This window comes from Sphingobacterium sp. NGMCC 1.201703 (genome assembly GCF_047784615.1).
In the GTDB taxonomy this organism is placed as follows: Bacteria; Bacteroidota; Bacteroidia; order Sphingobacteriales; family Sphingobacteriaceae; genus Sphingobacterium.
Genome location: NZ_JBLOHD010000008.1, coordinates 139,492 through 161,086, shown reverse-complemented (window position 1 = coordinate 161,086; position 21,595 = coordinate 139,492). Strand labels below are relative to the sequence as shown.

The following is a 21,595-nucleotide window of genomic DNA, read 5'->3' as shown; positions in this document are numbered from 1 at the left end:
GTTTTGACAGGACATAGAAATTAAAATAGATAATATTCAGTACCTTTGCGGAACTTGTTTTTTTATAAAAGTTAGAAAATATCATGAGTACTCAAAAAGGACCTATTTCTCAATTTATTGAGCATAATTACCGTCACTTTAACGCAGCAGCATTAGTAGATGCTGCAAAAGGTTACGAGGAGCATCTTTTGGATGGTGGAAAAATGTTGATCTCCCTTGGAGGTGCAATGTCTACTGCTGAATTGGGTGTTTCTTTGGCAGAAATGATCCGTCAAGATAAAGTGCACTTTATTTCTTGTACTGGTGCTAATTTGGAAGAAGATGTGATGAACCTCGTTGCGCACTCACATTACAAGAGAATCCCGAATTATAGGGATTTGACAGCGGAACAGGAAAGAGAATTATTGGATAATCACTACAACCGTGTAACAGATACTTGTATTCCGGAAGAAGAAGCTTTCCGCCGTCTGCAGAAACATCTTGAAGACGTATGGCATGCTGCAGAGGCGAAAGGTGAGCGTTACTTACCACATGAATTCCTGTATCAAGTTGTTAATTCTGGTGTATTGGAGCAATATTATGAAATTGATCCAAAAGACTCTTGGATTGTTGCTGCTGCTGAGAAAAATTTGCCGATTGTATGTCCGGGATGGGAAGACTCAACTACAGGTAATATCTTCGCGTCAAATGTGATCAAAGGTAAATTGAAGGCGAGTACCGTGAAATCGGGTATTGAATATATGATTTACCTGACGGAATGGTACCGTAACAATTCTGCTGGTAAAGGTGTCGGTTTCTTCCAGATTGCTGGTGGTATTTCCGGTGATTTCCCGATCTGTGTGGTTCCGATGATGTACCAGGATTTAGAATGGGAAGAAGTACCTTTCTGGGCTTATTTCTGTCAAATTTCTGATTCGACTACTTCTTATGGTTCTTACTCTGGAGCAGTTCCAAATGAAAAAATCACTTGGGGTAAATTGGATATCGATACACCTAAATTTATCGTAGAATCTGATGCTACAATCGTAGCACCTTTGATTTTCTCTTATATCTTAGGACATTAATCTTTTCGATTGATAAAAAAGGAGTAGGGAGCAAAGAATTTTGCCTTGGCAGGTTCTTTATTCTTTACTCCTTTTTCTTTTACTCTTTTCTTGTTTATCTTTACTTTCTACTATTTTCTTTTCAAATGATGAGCAATTTAACAACAGATAATCCGGTCGCACTTCAAGCCTTGATGGATGAAACCATTTTTACCAATGGTTTTGATTTTCAAACAACTCAGGGAGCTGTATCTAAAGCAAAGGATACAGAATATATCGCTGTTGGAATCCCTTCTACTGATTATCTTACTCAATCTGTTCCAGATGGGACCATAAGATCAGGTTATATTGGTCATGAACAAGGTAAAAATGAGCTGGAAGTATTAGGAGGAGAATTTATCTATCAAGGCAATAAAGATCAGGGTATACTCTTTATCTTGCGCTATGAAAAATATCCTTATTTTTCTCCCGCCGCACTTGATGCATTCGAAAAAACAATTGGAGCTTTAAAATTGAGGAAGGAAACTGTTGCTGTGGTTAATTTAGCAAATGCGCACAATCCAAATGATTTTAAGCGGATTATGCAGTTTTTCCAACCAACAAAGATTATTTTATTAGGTGTGGAACCTGCATCGTTAAAACTCCCGCCGATCGAACATAATTCTTATATGAAGGGGCGTATAGCTACAGTGTTCAACACTTTCAGCTTTGAAGAAATGTTTGCCGATGTCAATAAAAAGAAGCTGTTCTGGAACGAGTTTAAAACGTTTATTGTTTCCTAAATTCCTGGGATCTCATGTTATACATTCGGAATTTAAGAGACTGCGATTCGGCAAACGAGCAATAAGGTGACGCCACCATAATAATAAATAGATTAATGCTTGATGGCCCCAATTGGCTAAAACCTTTATCCAATTGATCAGGTCCTTTTGATAACTGGTAAGAAACAACAGATGAAATTTTAAATTAAAGAAGATGCTAGAACTTGTATTCGCAACGAATAATGCCCATAAATTGGAGGAAGTCCAGGCAATAGTGGGAGAGGCTTTTGTTATTAAAAGTTTGAACGATATCGATTGTCAGGATGATATTCCAGAAACCGGGGTGACCTTTGAAGAAAATGCCAAGCAAAAAACAGACTATTTGGTAAACAAATATGGTCTTTATTGTTTTGGTGATGATTCGGGGCTGGAAATAGACGCACTAAATGGCGAACCAGGAGTTTATTCGGCGCGTTACTCGGGTTCAAGGGATATGGAAAAAAATATTGATCTTGTCTTGGAAAGAATGAGAGACAGCTCTAACCGAACCGCGCGATTTAAAACAGTCATTTCGTTATACCTGAATGAACAGCAACACTTTTTTGAGGGGAGTATTGAAGGGCGGATCATTACAGAACGTAGAGGAATAGATGGATTTGGTTACGATCCCATCTTTATTCCGGATGGTCATGACAAAACTTTCGCGGAGATGAGTGCCGAAGAAAAAAATGCAATCAGCCATCGGGCGATTGCCGTTGGCAAACTGGCTGCTTATTTAAAAACAAAATAATATTAAGATGTATTTTAATCAATAAACTTTTTGTTGGCAATAGAAACAAGCGGGGCAAAAATTCATTTTGCCCCGCTTGTTTTTTTCTAGAAATGTCTGTTTTCTAATGGTCAGAAAGAACCTTCACGTGATTATCATAGCTGTTGGTGCTCATAAGAACATGAAGGCTTTATCCTGTATAAAGATTATTTTATTTCTTTTTGGACGTTTGGGTACTATCTTTTGATGATGCTGTCGAGGTTTTTATATTCGTTGAATCCTGTTTAATAGTTTTTGTGTCTTCTACTTTCTTTTCCTGAACCTGTTTTTCATTTTTAGGTTTGGATTTCATTTTTCCATTTTCTTCGGTCTCCTTCTCAGCCGGAGCGGTGAAAGATGACTTTGAAAGATCACGTTTTCTATTTAATAAATCCGCTTTTGATTTAGGACGGTCTTCAGGGCGCCAGGTAAAGTTGGGTAAAAATTCTTTGTCTGCCGTAACCTCTGCAATAGGATAGACCTTTCCATCGACTTTTCTGATGGAAACGTATTCTTTGAGCTTATTGTCTTCCATCAGAATTTTAAACCGGCTACTCCGGTCATGAACGAGCTCCGTTGCTATATTTGTTTTCTCATCTATATTATAGAAAATGTTTTCAGCATTTCCATCGACAAAGAGGCGTTCCATGCGGTTATTGCTAAAGAAACTGGTGATCTTTCGTCCCTTAATCTGATTGAACTTTAATGAGTCGCTTGTGGCATTGACCATAAATGCATTTCCGACCAACAAGGAGTTATCCAGTTTCTGATTTTTCACTTGTAAGAATATGGTGTCGCCTGATATCTGCGAATTCTCGGCCCACATCATAGGTTTTCCCATCAACCTAAACATCGAATCCTGCATGCCATAATACATCGAATCGGCAACAGCCTGTAAATCAGACTTAAATAATCGTGCATTATAGTAGGCTTTTAGGATCCTCGTTTTAGCCGTGTCTTGAGACAGGGAATCTCGCTTCCCTTCTTGTGCATTTTTCAATGCAGCCCCCATAATCTTATCCGATTCCCCGCCCTTCGGGATAATCGCTTTTTTACGTAATACGCTATCCGCTTTCAGGTTTTTCTCAATTTCTATGCGATTTTGATCGCCAACGATTACCGGTTGTTTTTTCGGCGTATTTTGCTTGTTGCTCGTAACTGAATCGGTTATTTTTTTGACCTCTTTGCCAACGATCGGTTTCTTGATTTCATTTTTATGCAGGCTATCTATGCCTTTTTGTAGACTATCTGCTGCTTGTTGTAGGGTATTGGTTGAGTCAAGATCTGAAGATATGGAATCTTTATCGCCATAATCAACCTCATTGTCTTCTTCGATGGCTCCTCCTTCACGGTTTAATTTAAAATCTCGTGCAATATAATCGCGTCGGAAGATCATCTGTGAGAATAGGGTATCAGCTGTCATAAACACAGAATCCATTTCGGAATTTTCCTTCAATTTCTCATCCTTGCTGAGGATATTTTTATTTTCTGTTATGTCTTTTTTCTGTTTATTATCAGTAACAACCTCTGTTTTGCTGCTTTTCCCGTTGTCTTTCTGTTCCTCTTTCTCAGCTTTCTTTAATTCCTTCGCTTCTTTTTTTAGCTCCTTTTCAGATTTTTTCTGCACAGGGGAGAATGAGGAGACAGAATCTTTTTTTGTCGAATCTTTCTTAACGACAGAGACAACCAGAGGTTTATCGGTCATGGTGATGGATTCATTTCTTCCGTTATAGAGTCCATATCCACCATAAGCGTAGAATTTGTCCAGTGTGTCTACAAAGACAACATTTTTCACGGCTTTACCGATTCCAACTTGTCTATCATAGAAAAGACTATCCCCCTTGAGGAATTTAGTGCCTTCTGTGTATAGATTTTTTTTCGAAAAGTAGGCCTGACCAGTCGCCATATGATACCGGCCTTTCTCGGTATATAGATTTTCGCCTTTGTTCCCCTTCATATTTGTAGGACCATAGAAGTCTGTTATACGGGTGTTGGCATTGTATTTCATGGAGTCGGTGTAGACCTTTACGTTGGTTGAGCGGACAACTACCTTTTGGTTAAAATAAGATTCGCCGGTGTTTTCGAAATAGGTAGCCCGTTGGCTGGTAATCGTGTCACTTCCAGAGAGAATACGTCCGCCACTGTAGTAATTTCCAATTTTACTGCGCATGTTATAAACCAGGTGATCGGTAGTCAATATTGATCCGCTAGTACTGACCATACGAACAGCTCCAGTCAATGTGGCCAACTGCATCGCCGCTTCATAATGTAGTTTATTGGAAAATATCTGTGTACCATCGGGTTGGGTGATGATCACATTTCCATAGGCTTCGAAGAATTGTCTGCCCAATTTGTCATTATGTAGATACCCACTGTCAGACGATAGTGTCGAACCAACGTGTTCATAAACTGGACGATAAAAAACCACGTTACCATTCTTTCCGGTAATAATATGCGACGAAGAAAGTAACTTTAATTCGTCCTGTTTCTGCGCTTGGACCGTCAAGCCAGTTAAAATTAATACAATCAGGGTAAAAATGTATTGTCTCACAAAGGCAAAAATATGGATTTTAATTGCTACTTTATTGGATTTCACAAATTTTAAGATGTGAATTTATCATTCAGCAAAAATATACCGTAACTTTGTTATATGAATGTGCTGGAAAGATTAAAGGGATATATTGAAAAGGAGCATTTAATGATGCCTCATGATAAAATATTGCTTACAGTAAGTGGTGGGAAAGATTCGATGTTGATGGCACATTTATTTGCAAAAGCGGGGTATCATATCGCTATTGCACACAGTAATTTTCAATTGCGTGGCAAGGATTCGGAACTGGATGAGGCTTTGGTAAGAAAGTTTGCAACAGATAATGGAATTCCAATTTTTGTCAATCAGTTCGATACGCTAACTTATGCCAAGGAAAACCAAATGTCCATTCAGATGGCAGCACGCGAACTCCGTTATACTTGGTTTGAAGAACTCCGGGCGGAACTTCAGTTTGACCGAATAGCGGTAGCCCAACACCTCAATGATCATATTGAAACGGTTTTGCTTAATCTTTCACGTGGAACTGGTTTACAGGGGCTCCAGGGCATCTTGCCTATACGCGATCGTATTATTCGACCGCTTTTATTTCTCAAAGCTAGTGAAATAGAATATTACGTCAGGGAATATGCTATTGCCTATCGGGATGATCAATCCAACTTTTCAACAAAGTATGCCCGTAATAAGATCAGGATAGATATTATTCCTCATTTCAAAAAACTACAACCTGATTTTGAACAAATTTTTGAACAGAATATTACACACTTTAAGGAATCCTATCACTTGTTACAACAATTTGTCGAGCCAATTCGGAACAGGCTTTTTCAGACAACCGGTGATGGTTGGGTTGTGCGTAAGGAGGATCTGGAGGAATATCTGAATAATTTACCCTTGTTATACGAATTGTTCTCCAGTTTTAATTTTTCAAAAGCAGTGTTAAGTGATTTACAACAGGCCTGGAGCAGGGAATCTGGTCGTATTTTTCAATCGGATTGTTATCATATGCTTTTGGATAGAGATGAACTTTTTATCAAAGAAAAGGAATTTATATCTTCGGATGAAGCGATTATCACTTCAGAAACATCAACTGTGGAATGGAAGCAGTATTGTTTCCATATCGGTGCATCTACTGAGCTTGTTATTACGAACAACAAAGAGATAGCGAGGCTAGATTACGACCTTCTTGTGTTTCCATTAACGATTCGCTCCTGGAAAATCGGGGATAGCTTTTATCCATTAGGCATGGAAGGTAGAAAAAAGTTAAGTGATTTTTTCATCAATAAAAAAATCAGTTTATTCGAAAAGGAAAATATTCCTATTGTAGTCAATGGAAATGGCGATATATTATGGTTAGCCAATTATCGTATGGATAATCGGTATAAGATTACCGCCAATACAAAAAAAGTCCTTACTTTAGTCTGTAAAAGCGATTAAGGCGTAAGTCTACTATCTCAATACTAAAAAAAATGAAAGAAGGTGTACTCTATTCGGAAAATCAATATTTAGGACGTGACCGTGTTTGGATAAGTGTGCGTTTGGTACTTGTATTATTCTGCTTTACGGCATTTTATCTCAACCTTGATCACTTGATCTCAAGTCAATTGTTTTTTATCGTCGGAGTTGGGATTATTATTACATCTATTATCATGATGTATATGGTCCTGTTTCGTATTGAGGTATTTCAGGATCATGTCCTGATCAGTGGTCTTTGGTCTACACGTGTTGTGAAAATAGATCTAGGTTCCATTTCCAATGTTGAAAAGGCTCCTTATAGTACATTCTTTTTTAACAACCCTGTTTATAACCTACATACAAAAGGAAAGATTAAGTTTTTTGCGGGAGGAAAAAACGCGGTATACCTAACCGATAAAGATGGATTGACTTATGTGCTGGGCACCCAAAGACAAGAAGAGTTGTACCGCACGATCATGGAGGCAAAAGGGAAATTGGGAAAGTCTTAAAATTTGTTAATATTTCTTATCTGACAATTTACAGACAACAGTTTATCGACTTATTGGTTAAATTTGAGAAAATAACAACGAATTAACTATGGCATTTTTAAAATTTATACTTATTACATTCGCTGTTTACTTTGTAGTAAGATTCTTATTCAAATTATTTTTACCGTTTGCAATGCGTAAAGCAGCTGAAAAGCTGATGAAGAAAGCGCAGGAACAGGGCGGAGCATATAGTAGCCAAGGACAGGGTGGTACTTTTTATTACGAATTTACCGGTCAAGGGCAGCAAGAGAGTAAAAGATCACAACCTGAAGGTAAAATCAAAGTTGATTATATTCCACCGAAGGAAACACCTGAGCGTAAGGGAACAGAAACAGCGGGTGAGTTTGTCGATTTTGAGGAAATAAAATAATTTTTAGCCGTCCAAATAGCGTATCTTTGTAGCTATGTGGCTGAAGCAACTTTCTGTTCTAAATTTCAAGAATTACTCGGAATCTTCTTTGGAATTCCTACCTGAAGTAAATGCTTTTACAGGAAATAATGGTGTTGGGAAAACCAATTTATTGGATGCGATCCACTACTTGTCGCTTTGTAAAAGCTATTTTAACCCCATTGATTCACAACATATCAAATCTGGTTATGATTGGTTTATGGTGCAGGGAGAATTTGATAAAGACTCCAATAGTGATGTTATTTCCTGCAGTTTAAAAAAGAACCAAAAAAAGCAGTTTAAAAAGAATAAAAAAGATTACCCTAGATTGGCTGACCATATTGGCCTTTTCCCTTTGGTCATGATATCGCCAAATGATAGTGTTATCGTTACAGATGGTAGTGAGGAACGCCGGAAATTTGTGGACAATGTGATTTCACAAACGGACAATAAATACCTTGATACCTTAATTATCTATAACAAGTTCCTGACACAACGAAATACGCTGTTGAAGCAGGCCCGCCAGACGAATGTCCTGGATTTGGGAGTAATTGAAATTCTTAACTTTCAACTGGAGGAAGTTGGCAATATGATCTTTGAGAAGAGAAGATCATTTATGGCGGAGTTTCAGCCCGAATTTGATCGCCATTATCAATTTCTGACCGAAGATGCCGAATCTGTACAGCTACACTATGAATCCCCGCTAATGTTAGATTCTTTCTTGAATATTCTGGAAAAGAACCTCGAGCGTGATCGTATTCTGGAACGTACCAGTCAGGGAATTCATAAAGATGATCTGATATTTACCATTCATGGTGGAATGCCACTGAAAAAGTTTGGTTCCCAAGGCCAACAAAAATCATTTCTCATTGCTTTGAAACTTGCCCAATATTCCTATTTGCAACAGAAAAAAGGATTTAAACCCTTACTTCTCCTCGATGATATTTTTGATAAACTGGACGATCGTCGCACGCATAAATTGATGCAGATGGTTTCTGATGATGATTTTGGACAAATTTTTCTAACAGATACGGACTCAAAAAGAATTCAACGAATCTTTGACGAAATCAATCGCCCTGTTCGTATATTTGGTATCGAAGGAGGACAAGTGAATGTATAAGAAGCAACCAACGAAAAAGAGCCTAGAATTTATTCGCTCAAGCGATGATATGACCATTAAGCAGGGGGTAGAGCGTCTGCTCGAAGCTTACAAGCTGCGTCGAAAATTTGATGAGACCTCCATTGCTTCGGTATGGCCTCAATTGATCGGAAAAGCAATTGCCAATCGTACCCAGCAGCTTTATGTACGTGACAAAAAGTTATTTGTGCGTGTGGAGTCGGCTGTCATTAAAAACGAACTGGCATTAATGCGCCGGCAAATCCTCGGAAGGGTAAACGAGTATGTCGGGCATGTCATCATCGAAGAAGTCGTGATTTTATAATCTGCTCATGTAGATATGTTTAATCAATTGTTTGAAAACCTATTTCCTCTTCCTGAAGCTGCGCGGTCAAAGTTGTTTGCTCATTTTGAACAAGTTGAATTCAAGCGGGGTGACTATGTCATCAAAGAAGGAGATTACTCTTCCAATTTATTTGTTATTGAATCTGGTTTGATCCGTCAATATGGCTGGAGTAAAAAAGGTGAATTTACGCAGTGGATTGGTACCGCCAATCATTTCGTAACCGATCTCGCATCTTTTATTTTTGATGTTCCTTCCAAATGGAATTTTCAATGTATCAGTGACTGTCGTATGTATTGTTTGTCAAAATCAGATTACCAAAAGATGGAATCCGAGGTTGTCGAATGGAATAAATTTGAGAAGGCATTTTTGGCAAAATGTTTCGGAGCGATGGAACAACGAATTTCTGATTTTATTTGTTTGACTGCAGAAGAACGTTATCAACAATATTTTGAACAATATAAGTCTCTGTTTTATCAAATACCACTTCAATACATTGCCTCCGTCTTGGGTATGAGTCCCGAAACTCTCAGTCGTATCCGTGCAAAAATGAGTTCTTGATAAAAGTCAAGAACTGTCTCCATTTAGTATCCTAGTTTTGTTTTATCTCCATTAACGAGTGGGGCATATGCTTTGTATTGGGCTAGAACTTGAGTAACAATCCGTCCAATCTGAAACATTTTGTACACGATTGTTTTCTGGAGTAATCGCCCACCCAATGAATCCATTATGGTGTAAGCAACCGACGCCAGAAATTTGGGGAAGCGTGCTGGTTCCATTATACAGAGGTATAAATTATTAAAAGAATGAAAAAAATTGAGACAAGTATTACGATTGAGGCAAGCGCCGAGCAAGTATGGCAAGTATTGACGGATTTCAAGGCTTATCCATTATGGAGTCCGACCATTAAGCGTTTTGAACGGCAACCGGTCGAGGGAAAGCGTTGTGCGGTCATATTGGAAAATCCTGATGGCTTTAAAATAAAGATGAACCCCCGCTTCTTGTGCATTGATCCCAATCGCGAGCTACGCTGGAAAGGAGAATTGCTTATTCCAGGAATCTTTGACGGCGAACATTATTTTATATTAGAGCAAGTCGGGGAGGGGGAAGTTAGACTTATTCAAGGGGAGTTGTTTTCAGGTTTATTGATCCCATTCTGCAAAAAGTTGCTGTTAACAACGAATCATGGTTTTGAACTCTTCAATAAGGCGATAAAGCAATATGTGGAACAAAAGGATTGACTTTCAACATTGGGATGTGGATACGGTGTATTTTTGCACATCGAATTTTCGTATATAAACGCAGTGTGGGTTGTTATAAACATTTTTGTGTGTATAACCCTGTAGTTATGCACATTTTAGGCTATTTTGATGATTACACTTTCTATGTTATTCACAATTGTATGTTAGTAAAAGTAGGGTTATTCACATTTTTGGTCCGTGTAATGCTCAGTATATTCCACTTATTAACATTTTGCATGTTAATAAGTGGTTGTTTTTGTTGATAAGTTAAAATTGAGATGCAATAAGGAGTTCTTATACACAAAATACTAACAGCCCAATCTGGGCGGATCTCCATTAGTTTGTAAGCTGCTTGTTGGGATATTAAATAGTGGGGTGATATTTTGGGAATGACAAGTACTATAGGTATTGTTCTAGATCACCTTTTCCCTCACGAACAATTTCAAAGGTTCCCTCTGTTAGGTCTACTACGGTCGAAGCGACATTGTCTCCGTACCCTCCATCAATTACGGCATCCACAAGGTCTTGATATTTCTCGTAGATGAGTTCCGGATCAGTGGAATATTCAATAATCTCATCTTCATCGTGAATGGAAGTAGTTACAATTGGATTCCCCAATTGCTTTACGATTTCCCGAACAATATTATTGTCAGGTACACGTATACCCACAGTTTTCTTCTTTGAACTTAATAGTTTGGGTACTTTGGTTGTTGCGTTAAAGATAAATGTAAAAGGTCCCGGTAATGCCTTTTTGAGAACACGAAAGACTGCGGTGTCAAAAGATTTGGTGTATTGTGAAATATCGGTCAGGTCATAGCAGATAAAGGAGAGGTTAGCTTTATCCGGTTTTAACCCTCTGATCTCACATACGCGTTCAATAGCCTTTTGTTGGGTAATATCACAGCCGATACCATATACGGTATCTGTAGGATAAATGATCACGCCGCCACGTTTGAGAATATCTACAGCCTGTGCTATGGCTTTTGGATTGGGATTGTCGTTGTATATTTTAATGAGCATGTCTACTGTCGTCTTATTTATCAAGTAATATGGAAATCGTATTTTTTATCAGGGATCCGTCGAACGAGACAGATGTCATACCTGAGTTTTCGAACAATTATCCAAATGCGTATCTATCTAAAAGAACAACAGCCAAAATATTTTGTTTTGGCTGCTGTTCTTTATCTTAAAATTCTGCGTTTTTTGGGGTGCGTGGGAATGGTATCACGTCCCGGATGTTTGTCATTCCGGTTGTGAATAATACCAATCGCTCAAAGCCTACACCAAATCCTGAATGTGGTACTGAACCAAAGCGGCGTGTATCCAAGAACCATTCCATCTCTTCTGCTGGTATGCCTACTTCTGCCATACGTGCTAATAGACGGTCAAGATTTTCCTCACGTTGCGAACCGCCGACCATTTCGCCAATGCCTGGGAAAAGAATATCCATGGCGCGGACAGTATTGCGTCCCTGAGCATCAGGTTCGTTTTGTTTCATGTAAAACGATTTAATCTCCCTTGGGTAATCCGTCAGGATAACAGGTTTCTTAAAGTGCTTCTCTACCAAGTAACGTTCGTGCTCAGATTGTAGATCTGCTCCCCAATCGTCAATTAAATACTTGAATTGTTTCTTTTGATTTGGCTTGCTACGTTTTAATATTTCAATAGCATCAGTATATGTTACACGCTCGAAATCGTTTGTTAAGACAAAGTTTAACTTTTCTACCAAATTTAATTCAGAACGTTCCGCTGCAGGCTTCGATTTCTCTTCTTCCAACAGGCGGTTTTTCAAAAACTCAATTTCCTCAGGACAAGTTTCCAAAGCGTATTTGATCACGTATTTTAGTAAGGCTTCGGCCAAATCCATGTTGTCTTCTAATTCATAGAAAGCCATTTCTGGTTCGATCATCCAGAATTCAGCCAAGTGACGTGTCGTATTTGAGTTTTCTGCCCTAAAGGTCGGACCGAAAGTATAGATGTTTCCAAATGCCATTGCGCCAAGCTCGCCTTCTAATTGGCCGGAGACCGTAAGATTAGTAGATTTTCCAAAGAAATCCTCTTTGAAATCAATTTCTCCATTTTCTTTACGTGGTGGGTTGTTTAGATCCAATGTCGTTACCTGAAACATTTCACCCGCACCTTCGGCATCAGAACCTGTGATAATCGGTGTGTGCATGTACACAAAATCATTTTCCTGGAAAAATTTATGTACGGCAAACGCTAGTGCGTTACGTACTTTAAATACCGCATTGAATGTACCTGTACGGAAACGTAAATGTGCAATTTCACGTAAAAATTCCAAACTGTGCTTCTTCGGTTGTAAAGGATATTTTTCAGGATCTGAATCACCTATAATACTTACCTCTGTTGCTTTAACTTCTACTTTTTGTCCTTTACCTAGCGATTCTATCAATTGACCTTTTACACGAACTGCAGCTCCGGTAGTAATACGCTTTAGGATATCTTCAGGTGTATTTTCAAAATCGACTACTGCTTGAATATTATTGATTGACGAACCGTCATTAATTGCTATAAATTGATTGTTACGGAAAGTTCTTACCCAACCTTTAACAACGACCTCTTTGCCGAATTCTGTGGCATTCAATAGTTCCTTTATTCTTGTGTGTTCCATCTTAATTTTTGGAGAATGACTTGTAAAAGATGCTTTGTTAAAAAAGCAATACAAAAATAAGCTATTCTGTTGGTTTATTGGGTATAAATGTTGATTTAATTCGCTGAATGAAGGATCAACACACCATTAAACTTATTTTTTGAGCACCGATATTTGGATTAATGCCAAACAAGGGCAAGGGTGTTTCACGCAAAAAAAAAGCGGATCAACTGAGTCGATCCGCTTTTAAGCTTTATGATGATTGAAGGAATTATCCTTTCAATACTTTGGTTACTAATTCAGCAGCTTCTTTCAATAAGATTGCAGAATAAACTTGTAGACCTGACTCATCAATTAATTTTTTAGCTTCTTCGGCATTTGTACCTTGAAGACGTACGATGATAGGAACAGGAATATTGCCAATTTCGCTGTAAGCATCTATTACACCTTGTGCTACACGGTCACAACGAACGATACCACCGAAGATGTTGATCAAGATTGCTTTTACATTAGGGTCTTTCAAAATGATATTGAATCCAGCTTTTACAGTTTCAGCATTTGCAGTACCGCCAACATCTAAGAAGTTTGCAGGTTCTCCACCAGCCAATTTGATGATGTCCATTGTTGCCATTGCAAGACCAGCTCCGTTCACCATACAACCTACGTTACCATCTAGTTTAACATAGTTCAAGTTTGATTCACCAGCTTCAACTTCCGTTGGATCTTCTTCTGTTACGTCGCGCATAGCTGCGTAATCAGGATGACGGTATAATGCGTTCTCGTCAAGATTTACTTTAGCATCGACCGCTAGGATCTTGTCGTCAGAAGTTTTTAATACCGGATTGATCTCGAACATCGAAGAATCAGTAGAATCGTATGCTTTGTAAAGCGCAGCAACAAATTTTACCATTTCTTTGTGAGCAGCACCAGAAAGACCTAGATTGAAGGCAATTTTACGTGCTTGGAATCCTTGTAAGCCTACTTTTGGATCGATTTCTTCTTTGAAGATCAAGTGCGGTGTTTTTTCTGCAACTTCTTCAATGTCCATACCACCTTCTGTTGAGTACATAACGATGTTACGACCTTTAGCACGGTCCAATAGGACAGACATATAGAATTCTTTTGTTTCGCTTTCCCCTGGATAGTAAACGTCTTGAGCGATCAAAACTTTGTTTACTTTTTTACCTTCAGGTCCAGTTTGAGGCGTTACTAATTGCATACCAATGATGTCAGTAGCTCTTTGTTTGACTTCATCTAAGTTCTTAGCTAACTTGACACCACCACCTTTACCACGGCCACCAGCGTGAATTTGAGCTTTGACAACAACCCAGTCGGAATTGTAGTCTTCTTTCATTTTTTTAGCCGCTTCCACAGCTTGCTCTGGAGTATCTGCTACGATACCTTCCTGTACGCGCACACCAAAGCTCTTTAGTATTTGTTTTCCTTGATATTCGTGAATGTTCATTTGCAAAAATATTTGGCGTAAAAATATGTTTTTTTGAGGGATAAGACAAGGGATAAATTGCTCTTTTATCTATTTTTTGACATTTGTGATAAATAAAATGGCTGAAATAGAGAAATAACAGCTTATTTATTCAAAGGTGTGATATCGTAAATTTATTTATCTTTGCCCTATGATGTTACAAGCCAAAGGAATTCACAAAGCTTATGGGGCATTGCCCATCTTAAAAGGCGTTGACATAACCGTGGAAAAAGGTGAAATCGTGAGTATTGTCGGGGCCTCAGGAGCAGGTAAAAGTACACTTTTACATATTATCGGTACATTGGACAAACCAGATCAGGGGTCGATATTTATTAATGGTGTTGATATCCATAAGCTGAATGCTAAAAAGTTGAGTGCATTTCGCAATGAACACATTGGTTTCGTTTTTCAATTCCATCACTTGTTGCCCGAATTTACGGCCTTGGAAAATGTGTGTATTCCGGCATTTATCCATGGACAGGGACGTGCTGAAGCTGAGAAGAAAGCAAAAGAACTATTAGAGCTACTTGGGGTTTCGCATCGTATTGATCATAAACCTGCCGAGATGTCGGGGGGGGAACAGCAGCGGGTGTCTGTTGCACGGGCCTTGATAAATGATCCTTCTGTTATTTTGGCGGATGAACCCTCCGGAAATTTGGACTCTGAAAATGCGGCGGCACTACATCAGTTGTTTTTTGATCTTAGAAACAAATTTCAACAAACATTTATCATCGTAACCCATAATGAAGAGCTAGCCCGTATATCGGACCGAACTATCCATATGCGTGACGGATTGGTTGTTTAGCCTAATTCTTTTAGAGGAACCATTATGCTTTTAGATCAGGAATAAACTCCTAGAGACTAGAACTAAATTGATTGGCCATAGCTTTGATAGCTTCATTGCCGATGAAAAACAAATTATTTTGATGAAGAAAATATTGATAACTTTCGGAACTAGGCCGTTGGCAATGCGTATCGCTAAAAAGCTTTCAGGTAGTTTTGAAGTTTTATATGCGAGTTCGGAAGAGATCCCCGCATTGCTCTTGAAATCTGGGAATTACGCAGTTATACCAAAAGGTTTGCTGCCAACTTTTGCACATGAAGTGCTAAAATTGAGTTTGGATCAACAGGTGGACTACGTGTTACCTTTGGGCGGTTTTGAACTGGAGCCACTGGCTGAGGCGAAAGTTTTATTTGACGAATATCAGATTTCGGTTCTTGTACCGGATAAGGATATCCTTGGGACATTTCCTATAATTGAAAACCCTCCAGCAGATCTCCCCTATGTTTTGCTCTCAAAAGGCACTGATCTATTGGGTGAAGGGCATTATGAAAATTCCTTGGATGGACTTTTGGTTAGGTCAGATTCTGCTGAAGAATTCGCTTTGGTCTGTGTGTCGAAGTAATATAATCAATGCGCTGCTTATTGTTTGTTGGGTCTTATATGTCCAACGTTTTTAATTTAAAGTCTATTTGTGATGATATTTCCAGAAGAAAAGAAAGTGTATGTCTTTGAGTTAGACGATGTTCTTTTTCCAAAAAAAGACTATTTACTCCAAGTTTACTACCTCTTTGCAAATTTTATCGAATTCACGGAGACATTCCCACCGCAGGCTGATCTGGTTAATTTTATGAAAAACCATTTGGAAAACCAAGGTGAGGAATCGCTATTTGAACATGCTCAAAGTACATTTGGGTTTGATATGAAATATAAAGAGCATTTTGAAAGGTTGCATGTAAATGCTGTATTGCCGCTTAAGCTGAATCTTTTTGATCATATTGTTACACTCTTTTCGCAGTTGAGCGCAGAAGGCAAGGGGATATGTGTGTTGACAAAGGGAAATCCTTTGGAACAATTGAACAAAGTGAAATTTGTGGATTGGGGTGAGTTTAGCAATCGGGTAAAAATTTATTTCCGCGATGAACTTGCCTTCCGACAAATAAATCCTACTCAATTTTTAGCAGAGGAATTTGCTGTGGATACCGCTGCGATTCAATTTGTGGACTAAGGTTGCATTGATTATCTTTGTATCGTCTACCAACGATGTCTTGACTATTAAAAATATAAAAAGTAAGCATTGTTGAAAAAAGATTATGATTAGGGACATAAAAGCCCTATTTTTATATAAAGCCCTTGGATTTATGAATAAAGTGAACAAGCCTGCCACGATTAAGGAAATTGCCAAGAAGCTGAAAATCAGTCCTTCCACGGTTTCAAGAGCGTTGAATGATCATCCAAGTATTGGATTGGTAACAACAATGCGTGTTAAAAAAATGGCCGAAGAATTGAACTACGAGCCCAATCAGACTGCTATTTTTTTTAAACAGCGCAAAACATTTACCATTGCAGTGATTTTGCCGAGCCTATCAGAACCATTTTTTTCTTTTGCGATCAGTGAAATAGAAAACGTTGCATCGGCACATCGGTATACTGTTTTAATGGGACAGTCATTGGATGATCCGGATCGGGAAGAACAGATTCTAAAGACATTTAAAAATCACCGCGTAGATGGCATATTGATGTCTATCGGTAAGAAGACAACGAATTTGGAGTTTATTGAAAAACTGGAGTCTTCTGGAATTCCGGTTGTCTTTTTTGATTGTGTTCCTAGTCTACCGAATATCAATAAAGTTCAAAGTGATCTATCTACTGGCATGAATGAAGCTGTTGATGCTTTTGTTGCCCGTGGTCATAAAGTGATTGCGTTGGTCAATGGACCTAGTACATTGCCGGCGAGTGAGGATAGAAAAGTAGCCTACTTATCCGCCATGAAACGTAATGGAATGGATATCCTGGAAAAAAATATTATTGAAACTGATCTGAGTACAGAAGGAAATGAAAAAGCAATGGATAGCATCTTTGCGATGTCCGAAAGACCTTCAGCAATTATTTCTTTTAATGACTTCGTTACATTGGATCTGATGAAGGCGGCACGTCATAAAGGACTGGTCTTAAACCAGGATATTTTCTTCATCAGTTATGCGAATTACCCACTTTGGCAATATATGGAAAACCCACCAATGGGGCGTATCGAACAGTTTCCGGGCATGCAGGCGCGTAAGGCAGCTGAGATTTTATTTGAGCGGATCGAGAATTCAGATATAGCAGACCAACAAATTGTTTTTAAATCTAGATTGGTGATGTAGTTGTTTCTGCACAACGGATAACATAAAAAAGAGGGGAAAATCATTCGATTTTCCCCTCTTTTTTATGTTATGCGCGACTATAAGTGGATCACTTCACCGTATGCATCAGCACATGCTTCCATGATTGCTTCACTCATGGTTGGGTGTGGGTGGATTGTTTTGATCATCTCATGTCCTGTTGTTTCCAATTTACGGGCAACAACAACTTCAGCAATCATTTCGGTAACATTCGCTCCGATTAAGTGGGCACCTAGGAATTCACCGTATTTTGCATCAAAGATAACCTTAACAAAACCATCTTTTGCTCCAGCTGCAGAAGCTTTTCCAGAAGCAGAGAATGGGAATTTACCAACTTTAATTTCATATCCAGCTTCTTTCGCTGCTTTTTCGGTATAACCGACAGAAGCAATCTCAGGAGAACAGTAAGTACATCCAGGGATATTGTTATAATCGATAGGTTCCACATGAAGACCTTTGATTTTTTCAACGCAAGTAATGCCTTCGGCAGATGCAACGTGAGCTAAGGCTTGACCTTTAACGATGTCACCAATAGCGTATACACCTTCAATATTTGTTTTGTAGAAATCATCTACGACAACGCGGCCACGGTCAGTTTTAACACCAACCTCTTCCAAACCGATGTTTTCGATGTTAGGAGCAATCCCTACTGCAGATAATACAACCTCTGCCTCGATTACTTCAATACCTTTTTCAGTTTTGATGGACACTTTGCTCAATTCGCCAGATGTATCAACGGATTGGACTTCTGATTTAGTCAGGATATTGATACCTTGTTTTTTTAAGCTTTTTTCTAGTTGTTTTGAGATTTCTTCATCTTCAACCGGAACGATTCTATCCATAAACTCAACGATAGTCACTTTTGTTCCAATTGCATTATAGAAGTAGGCAAATTCAACACCGATAGCACCGGAGCCAACAACAACTAAAGATTTTGGTTGCTTAGGTAATGTCATTGCCTGACGATATCCAATGATTTTTTTACCGTCCTGCGGTAAGTTAGGCAATTCACGTGAACGTGCGCCTGTAGCTAGGATAGTGTGTTTTGCCGCATATTCTTTGGTAGAACCGTCTGCACCTTTCACATCGATCTTACCACCTTTTTTAATTTTTGCAGTTCCATTGATGACATCAATTTTATTTTTCTTCATCAAGAACTGAATACCTTTACTCATTCCTTCAGCTACGCCGCGGCTTCTTTTGACGATAGCTTCGAAATCAGCCTCACCACCTTGAACATTGATGCCGTAATCTGCGGCATGGTTTAAATATTCAAATACTTGAGCACTTTTCAATAATGCTTTTGTAGGGATACAGCCCCAGTTTAGACAGATTCCGCCTAATGATTCGCGTTCAATAATCGCTGTTTTGAACCCTAACTGAGCGGCTCTAATGGCAGCAACATACCCGCCTGGACCACTACCGATTACAATGATGTCGTAATTCATATAAATAAATATTCTGTAGTTGAGTGTTATAGCTTCAAATACCAAGGTATTGAACCATATATTCATTCAAAAGTACGTATTTTTTCTGATGAATATGAACTATTTATTGTAAAATTGGCGGTTTTTGATAAAACAATGTCATCCTATGAGCGATAATGTCACCACTTGGTAAAAGGACAAAAAATAATGGGGTAACCGTATTTATAGTCTTATTTTTGGAATTCACAATACACAGTTTATCATTATGTTAAGAATATTTAGACAGATCGCATTGTGGGAGGCTATTTCCACGATTTGCTTGTTTTTTATTGCTATGCCACTGAAATATTTTGCTGGGATACCAGAGGCAGTTAAGATCGCAGGATCCATCCATGGCTTTTTTGTCGTTATATTCGTTGTGATGCTTATTATGTCTACTGTTGAATATAAATGGCCTATTTTAAAAGCAGTAAAGTACTTTTTAGCTTCTTTGGTGCCGATTTTCGGTTTTTGGGTCGAATTGGATTTAAAGAAAGAAATCGAAGGCAAAAGACAGAAATATTAGCAATACTATGCTAATCTCCTCCCGGTCCTAGTACATAAGCCATGAGTTTCCGAGACCCAGCACATACTATGGCACTTTAAATAATTTATGATCGTGCAATTTTCACGTAAAAATTTATTAAAGAGTATGCGTCCTTATTATGATGCATCAATAAACTAATAGAACAGGAGAGATGTTTAATCATCTCGTCCTGTTTTCTCGATACCCATATAGGCATAAGTGATGCTATTTTTTCCATGGGGAACAGGGTTTCCATCTTCATCGAGGTTTACGAACACTAGTTTATCAATGGATAGGATTGTTTTCTTTGAGATTTTGTTTCTGACCTCACAACGCATCGTCAATGATGTCGTTCCAAAGTTGGTGGCCTCGATACCTAACTCTAAAATATCTCCCTGTTTTGCAGAATTCACAAAATTGATTTCAGAAATAAACTTTGTCACTACTTTTGGATTTCCCAATTGCACAATGGCGTAAATGACAGCTTCTTCATCGATCCAACGTAATAGTGTTCCACCGAATAATGTTCCGTTGGGGTTGAGATCTTCGGGTTTGACCCATTTTCTTGTATAAAAATTCATCTGATATAGGTATTTATAAGAAAGGGGAAAAGTTTCCTTTTCCCCTTAAATTTATGCTATTTAACGCTTAAGCGTGTATTGCTCTATTTGCTGTTGCAGCTAATGCAGCCTCTTTGAGGGCTTCTGTATAGGTTGGGTGAGCATGGCAAATACGTGCAATGTCTTCTGCAGACGCGCGGTATTCCATGGCTACTGTAGCCTCACCGATCATGTCCGCTGCACGTGGCCCGATCATATGTACGCCTAATACCTCGTCTGTGGTAGCATCGGCTAATACCTTGACAAAACCATCTGTATCGCCAGAAGCTTTTGCACGACCAGAAGCTTTGAAAGAGAAAGATCCAGCTTTATATTTCACGCCGGCTTCCTTCAATTGTTCTTCTGTTTTTCCAACTGATGCCACTTCAGGCCATGTGTACACAACGCCCGGGATTAGATTGTAGTCTATATGTGGTTTTTGTCCAGCAATATATTCGGCAACATATACACCTTCATCTTCTGCTTTGTGCGCCAGCATTGCTCCAGTGATCACATCACCGATCGCAAATACACCTTGTACAGCGGTTTCTAAGTGAGCATTTACCGGGATTTTCTTGCCTCTTTCTTCGACAGTGATGCCAATATTTTCTAAGCCTAAGCCTTCAGAGTATGCTGTACGTCCAACAGCTACGATACAATAATCACCTTCTAGGGTTACCTCTTGTCCTTTTGGATCCTCTGCGGTTACTTTTACAACTTTACCTTTTGCCGAAGCTCCAGTTACTTTGTGACCTAAATAGAACTCCATGCCCAAAGATTTTTTCAAAACCCGTTGTAGTTCTTTTCCTAAGCCACCATCCATTGTACCGATGATCGATTTTGCAAATTCAACAACTGAAACTTTTGAACCTAAACGAGCATATACTGAACCTAATTCCAAGCCAATGACACCACCACCGATAACGATAAGATGTTTTGGAACCTCCTTTAGATTAAGGGCTTCCGTAGAAGTGATGATTCTTTTTTTGTCAACAGGCAAGAATGGTAAAGAAGTTGGTTTTGAACCCGTAGCAATAATGACATTTTTGGCAGTAATCTGCTCTGTAGAACCATCTGCTTTTGTTATTTTAATGGTGTTTTTGTCCACAAATGAACCTACCCCTTGGAAACTGTCAATTTTGTTTTTCTTAAATAAGAAAGTGATACCAGCAGTATTTTGAGCAATAACATCGTCCTTACGGGCAATCATCTTTGCCATATCTACTTTTAGGTCCTTTAAACTGATGCCAAATGCATCAAAATTATGGGCAGCATTGTGGTAATGCTCCGATGAATCTAAAAGCGCTTTTGAAGGAATACATCCAACGTTAAGACAAGTACCACCAAATGTGCTATATTTTTCAATAACAGCTGTTTTTAATCCTAATTGGGCACAACGGATAGCTCCTACATATCCGCCTGGACCACTTCCGATTACAATTACGTCGTATTGCATTGATTACGTTTTAATTTTTAGTAGTACAAATTTAATGATT

22 protein-coding genes are annotated in these 21,595 nt (G+C 38.6%); 15 read left to right on the top strand and 7 right to left on the bottom strand.

Annotated features, from left to right (window positions below):
- Nucleotides 1–83 precede the first annotated feature (83 nt).
- The 3 genes from ACK8HY_RS17950 (at nucleotide 84) to ACK8HY_RS17940 (ending at nucleotide 2,594) form a co-directional block, all read left to right on the top strand.
- Nucleotides 84–1,064: a deoxyhypusine synthase family protein gene (locus ACK8HY_RS17950; RefSeq protein ID WP_046674101.1), complete on the top strand. Its 981-nt coding sequence runs from the start codon at nucleotides 84–86 to the stop codon at nucleotides 1,062–1,064.
- A 125-nt stretch (nucleotides 1,065–1,189) separates the two neighbouring features.
- Nucleotides 1,190–1,825, top strand: a complete 636-nt coding sequence (locus tag ACK8HY_RS17945) for a hypothetical protein (RefSeq protein WP_416134385.1) — start codon at nucleotides 1,190–1,192, stop codon at nucleotides 1,823–1,825.
- Between the two features lie 193 nt (nucleotides 1,826–2,018).
- Entirely contained in the window at nucleotides 2,019–2,594 is a 576-nt protein-coding gene (locus ACK8HY_RS17940; RefSeq protein WP_416134384.1) for a non-canonical purine NTP diphosphatase, read from the top strand.
- 190 nt (nucleotides 2,595–2,784) lie between these two features.
- Here the strand turns inward: ACK8HY_RS17940 and ACK8HY_RS17935 are convergent, their stop codons facing one another.
- Complete coding sequence (locus tag ACK8HY_RS17935; protein ID WP_416134383.1) at nucleotides 2,785–5,163, bottom strand: OstA-like protein; 2,379 nt, start codon at nucleotides 5,161–5,163, stop codon at nucleotides 2,785–2,787.
- 99 nt (nucleotides 5,164–5,262) lie between these two features.
- Here ACK8HY_RS17935 and tilS point away from each other — a divergent pair, with 99 nt between their 5' ends.
- From tilS to ACK8HY_RS17900, 7 genes are all read left to right on the top strand, one after another.
- Nucleotides 5,263–6,594 carry a tRNA lysidine(34) synthetase TilS gene (gene tilS / locus ACK8HY_RS17930; protein ID WP_416134382.1) on the top strand — a complete coding sequence of 444 codons (1,332 nt, stop codon included), beginning with the start codon at nucleotides 5,263–5,265 and terminating at the stop codon, nucleotides 6,592–6,594.
- A 32-nt stretch (nucleotides 6,595–6,626) separates the two neighbouring features.
- On the top strand, nucleotides 6,627–7,121 hold the full coding sequence (locus tag ACK8HY_RS17925; protein ID WP_416134381.1) for a hypothetical protein: 495 nt from the start codon (nucleotides 6,627–6,629) through the stop codon (nucleotides 7,119–7,121).
- A gap of 88 nt (nucleotides 7,122–7,209) precedes the next feature.
- The gene (locus ACK8HY_RS17920; protein ID WP_077437880.1) at nucleotides 7,210–7,530 is read left to right on the top strand and encodes a DUF4834 family protein; all 321 of its coding nucleotides are present in this window, start codon (nucleotides 7,210–7,212) and stop codon (nucleotides 7,528–7,530) included.
- Nucleotides 7,531–7,564: 34 nt separating this feature from the next.
- Nucleotides 7,565–8,668: a DNA replication/repair protein RecF gene (recF, locus tag ACK8HY_RS17915; protein ID WP_077437879.1), complete on the top strand. Its 1,104-nt coding sequence runs from the start codon at nucleotides 7,565–7,567 to the stop codon at nucleotides 8,666–8,668.
- Entirely contained in the window at nucleotides 8,661–8,990 is a 330-nt protein-coding gene (locus ACK8HY_RS17910) for a DUF721 domain-containing protein (RefSeq protein ID WP_077437878.1), read from the top strand. The genes recF and ACK8HY_RS17910 overlap by 8 nt, the downstream gene beginning before the upstream one ends.
- Nucleotides 8,991–9,005: 15 nt before the next feature.
- On the top strand, nucleotides 9,006–9,569 hold the full coding sequence (locus ACK8HY_RS17905; RefSeq protein WP_077437877.1) for a Crp/Fnr family transcriptional regulator: 564 nt from the start codon (nucleotides 9,006–9,008) through the stop codon (nucleotides 9,567–9,569).
- A 245-nt stretch (nucleotides 9,570–9,814) separates the two neighbouring features.
- Complete coding sequence (locus ACK8HY_RS17900; protein WP_416134380.1) at nucleotides 9,815–10,249, top strand: SRPBCC family protein; 435 nt, start codon at nucleotides 9,815–9,817, stop codon at nucleotides 10,247–10,249.
- 399 nt (nucleotides 10,250–10,648) lie between these two features.
- Here ACK8HY_RS17900 and ACK8HY_RS17895 read toward each other — a convergent pair whose 3' ends face one another.
- From ACK8HY_RS17895 to sucC, 3 genes are all read right to left on the bottom strand, one after another.
- Complete coding sequence (locus tag ACK8HY_RS17895) at nucleotides 10,649–11,269, bottom strand: L-threonylcarbamoyladenylate synthase (protein ID WP_416134379.1); 621 nt, start codon at nucleotides 11,267–11,269, stop codon at nucleotides 10,649–10,651.
- Between the two features lie 166 nt (nucleotides 11,270–11,435).
- Nucleotides 11,436–12,881, bottom strand: coding sequence for an asparagine--tRNA ligase (gene asnS, locus ACK8HY_RS17890; protein ID WP_077437874.1), 1,446 nt, complete (start codon nucleotides 12,879–12,881; stop codon nucleotides 11,436–11,438).
- 250 nt (nucleotides 12,882–13,131) lie between these two features.
- Complete coding sequence (gene sucC, locus ACK8HY_RS17885; RefSeq protein WP_077437873.1) at nucleotides 13,132–14,325, bottom strand: ADP-forming succinate--CoA ligase subunit beta; 1,194 nt, start codon at nucleotides 14,323–14,325, stop codon at nucleotides 13,132–13,134.
- Nucleotides 14,326–14,497: 172 nt separating this feature from the next.
- On the opposite strand from sucC, the gene ACK8HY_RS17880 reads away from it, so the two are divergent.
- From ACK8HY_RS17880 to ACK8HY_RS17865, 4 genes are all read left to right on the top strand, one after another.
- Nucleotides 14,498–15,148: an ABC transporter ATP-binding protein gene (locus ACK8HY_RS17880; protein ID WP_175992097.1), complete on the top strand. Its 651-nt coding sequence runs from the start codon at nucleotides 14,498–14,500 to the stop codon at nucleotides 15,146–15,148.
- Nucleotides 15,149–15,269: 121 nt separating this feature from the next.
- Nucleotides 15,270–15,749, top strand: a complete 480-nt coding sequence (locus ACK8HY_RS17875; RefSeq protein WP_416134378.1) for a hypothetical protein — start codon at nucleotides 15,270–15,272, stop codon at nucleotides 15,747–15,749.
- A gap of 72 nt (nucleotides 15,750–15,821) precedes the next feature.
- The gene (locus ACK8HY_RS17870) at nucleotides 15,822–16,352 is read left to right on the top strand and encodes a hypothetical protein (protein ID WP_077437871.1); all 531 of its coding nucleotides are present in this window, start codon (nucleotides 15,822–15,824) and stop codon (nucleotides 16,350–16,352) included.
- 133 nt (nucleotides 16,353–16,485) lie between these two features.
- A complete protein-coding gene (locus ACK8HY_RS17865) occupies nucleotides 16,486–17,490 on the top strand; it encodes a LacI family DNA-binding transcriptional regulator (RefSeq protein WP_077438038.1) in 1,005 nt (334 codons plus the stop codon).
- Nucleotides 17,491–17,567: 77 nt separating this feature from the next.
- On the opposite strand, the gene lpdA (ACK8HY_RS17860) is transcribed toward ACK8HY_RS17865, so the two are convergent.
- Nucleotides 17,568–18,956, bottom strand: a complete 1,389-nt coding sequence (gene lpdA / locus ACK8HY_RS17860; RefSeq protein WP_077438037.1) for a dihydrolipoyl dehydrogenase — start codon at nucleotides 18,954–18,956, stop codon at nucleotides 17,568–17,570.
- 244 nt (nucleotides 18,957–19,200) lie between these two features.
- Here lpdA (ACK8HY_RS17860) and ACK8HY_RS17855 point away from each other — a divergent pair, with 244 nt between their 5' ends.
- Entirely contained in the window at nucleotides 19,201–19,500 is a 300-nt protein-coding gene (locus ACK8HY_RS17855; RefSeq protein WP_416134377.1) for a DUF3817 domain-containing protein, read from the top strand.
- Nucleotides 19,501–19,676: 176 nt separating this feature from the next.
- Here ACK8HY_RS17855 and ACK8HY_RS17850 read toward each other — a convergent pair whose 3' ends face one another.
- Both ACK8HY_RS17850 and lpdA (ACK8HY_RS17845) read right to left on the bottom strand, forming a co-directional pair.
- Nucleotides 19,677–20,081, bottom strand: a complete 405-nt coding sequence (locus ACK8HY_RS17850; protein ID WP_077437869.1) for an acyl-CoA thioesterase — start codon at nucleotides 20,079–20,081, stop codon at nucleotides 19,677–19,679.
- Between the two features lie 67 nt (nucleotides 20,082–20,148).
- Nucleotides 20,149–21,555: a dihydrolipoyl dehydrogenase gene (gene lpdA, locus ACK8HY_RS17845; protein ID WP_343563515.1), complete on the bottom strand. Its 1,407-nt coding sequence runs from the start codon at nucleotides 21,553–21,555 to the stop codon at nucleotides 20,149–20,151.
- Between the last annotated feature and the right edge of the window lie 40 nt (nucleotides 21,556–21,595).

Bases quoted from the DNA above. Each gene is read 5' to 3' on its own strand.
- ACK8HY_RS17950 (WP_046674101.1), top strand. From the start codon at position 84: ATGAGTACTCAAAAAGGACCTATTTCTCAATTTATTGAGCATAATTAC.
- ACK8HY_RS17945 (WP_416134385.1), top strand. From the start codon at position 1,190: ATGATGAGCAATTTAACAACAGATAATCCGGTCGCACTTCAAGCCTTG.
- ACK8HY_RS17940 (WP_416134384.1), top strand. From the start codon at position 2,019: ATGCTAGAACTTGTATTCGCAACGAATAATGCCCATAAATTGGAGGAA.
- tilS (WP_416134382.1), top strand. From the start codon at position 5,263: ATGAATGTGCTGGAAAGATTAAAGGGATATATTGAAAAGGAGCATTTA.
- ACK8HY_RS17925 (WP_416134381.1), top strand. From the start codon at position 6,627: ATGAAAGAAGGTGTACTCTATTCGGAAAATCAATATTTAGGACGTGAC.
- ACK8HY_RS17920 (WP_077437880.1), top strand. From the start codon at position 7,210: ATGGCATTTTTAAAATTTATACTTATTACATTCGCTGTTTACTTTGTA.
- recF (WP_077437879.1), top strand. From the start codon at position 7,565: ATGTGGCTGAAGCAACTTTCTGTTCTAAATTTCAAGAATTACTCGGAA.
- ACK8HY_RS17910 (WP_077437878.1), top strand. From the start codon at position 8,661: ATGTATAAGAAGCAACCAACGAAAAAGAGCCTAGAATTTATTCGCTCA.
- ACK8HY_RS17905 (WP_077437877.1), top strand. From the start codon at position 9,006: ATGTTTAATCAATTGTTTGAAAACCTATTTCCTCTTCCTGAAGCTGCG.
- ACK8HY_RS17900 (WP_416134380.1), top strand. From the start codon at position 9,815: ATGAAAAAAATTGAGACAAGTATTACGATTGAGGCAAGCGCCGAGCAA.
- ACK8HY_RS17895 (WP_416134379.1), bottom strand. From the start codon at position 11,269: ATGCTCATTAAAATATACAACGACAATCCCAATCCAAAAGCCATAGCA.
- asnS (WP_077437874.1), bottom strand. From the start codon at position 12,881: ATGGAACACACAAGAATAAAGGAACTATTGAATGCCACAGAATTCGGC.
- sucC (WP_077437873.1), bottom strand. From the start codon at position 14,325: ATGAACATTCACGAATATCAAGGAAAACAAATACTAAAGAGCTTTGGT.
- ACK8HY_RS17880 (WP_175992097.1), top strand. From the start codon at position 14,498: ATGTTACAAGCCAAAGGAATTCACAAAGCTTATGGGGCATTGCCCATC.
- ACK8HY_RS17875 (WP_416134378.1), top strand. From the start codon at position 15,270: ATGAAGAAAATATTGATAACTTTCGGAACTAGGCCGTTGGCAATGCGT.
- ACK8HY_RS17870 (WP_077437871.1), top strand. From the start codon at position 15,822: ATGATATTTCCAGAAGAAAAGAAAGTGTATGTCTTTGAGTTAGACGAT.
- ACK8HY_RS17865 (WP_077438038.1), top strand. From the start codon at position 16,486: ATGAATAAAGTGAACAAGCCTGCCACGATTAAGGAAATTGCCAAGAAG.
- lpdA (WP_077438037.1), bottom strand. From the start codon at position 18,956: ATGAATTACGACATCATTGTAATCGGTAGTGGTCCAGGCGGGTATGTT.
- ACK8HY_RS17855 (WP_416134377.1), top strand. From the start codon at position 19,201: ATGTTAAGAATATTTAGACAGATCGCATTGTGGGAGGCTATTTCCACG.
- ACK8HY_RS17850 (WP_077437869.1), bottom strand. From the start codon at position 20,081: ATGAATTTTTATACAAGAAAATGGGTCAAACCCGAAGATCTCAACCCC.
- lpdA (WP_343563515.1), bottom strand. From the start codon at position 21,555: ATGCAATACGACGTAATTGTAATCGGAAGTGGTCCAGGCGGATATGTA.